1 protein-coding gene is annotated in these 352 nt (G+C 38.9%); it reads left to right on the plus strand.

The genetic code is table 11. The annotated features are described in order from the left end of the window. Positions 1–75: 75 nt before the first annotated feature. The coding region (locus tag C406_RS0116825; protein WP_017381824.1) for a helix-turn-helix domain-containing protein at positions 76–352 on the plus strand (277 nt) is incomplete at its 3' end.

The raw sequence follows: 352 nt of genomic DNA on the forward strand, positions 1-352 counted from the left end.
AATCACCTGATATCCAAACAAACAAATAAACGCCCACTACTTAAAAAGTAGAGAACGTGGCGATTGGAGCACACTATGTATTATTTATCAGAGTATCAAACATTTACTAGCGTCAAAGAGATGGACTTACATGTTCAGCAGCATATCAATGCCCATTACAACGAATTAATTCAAACGGATCGTGACGTACTTTCTTTAATTAGTCGCTACTGCTGTAAATTTCCAGGAGCTGCTCATTTGAAAGTAGAAACGATTATGAAGGCATTATCGAAGTCAGATGCGACGATTCGTCGTGCCATTCGGAAGTTGGCCAAATTGAAGATTATCGAAAAAATCTCGTTTATCCGTCGCG

The organism is Paenisporosarcina sp. TG-14, assembly GCF_000297555.1.
In the GTDB taxonomy this organism is placed as follows: domain Bacteria; phylum Bacillota; class Bacilli; order Bacillales_A; family Planococcaceae; genus Paenisporosarcina; species Paenisporosarcina antarctica.